The sequence below is a fragment of the Mesorhizobium sp. M4B.F.Ca.ET.214.01.1.1 genome, from assembly GCF_004791545.1.
In the GTDB taxonomy this organism is placed as follows: Bacteria; Pseudomonadota; Alphaproteobacteria; order Rhizobiales; family Rhizobiaceae; genus Mesorhizobium; species Mesorhizobium abyssinicae.
Genome location: NZ_SRUX01000257.1, coordinates 1 through 290, shown reverse-complemented (window position 1 = coordinate 290; position 290 = coordinate 1). Strand labels below are relative to the sequence as shown.

Sequence of the window (290 nt, the reverse complement as noted above, 5' to 3'; positions counted from 1 at the left end):
CGCGGCAATTCACGAGGCTCGCCCGGAGATTGTCGCCGCAGCGCACGCCCATTCTATCTATGGCAAGGCCTGGTCCGCGGTCGGCCGCCTGCTCGATCCGATTACACAGGATGCCTGCGCTTTCTATGAGGACCACGTTTTCTTCGACGATGCGCGAGTAGTCGTTACGGAGGCCAGCGAAGGTGCCGACCTCGCACGCTGCCTCGGCTCGCACAAAGCTGCGATTCTGCGCAACCACGGACTGTTGACCGTTGGCCGGACGATCGAGGAGGCGGTCTGGTGGTTCGTCG

1 protein-coding gene is annotated in these 290 nt (G+C 63.1%); it reads left to right on the top strand.

Annotation, left to right across the window (positions count from 1 at the left end):
* The coding region (locus EN857_RS34140) for a class II aldolase/adducin family protein (RefSeq protein WP_189522849.1) at positions 1–290 on the top strand (290 nt) is incomplete at both ends.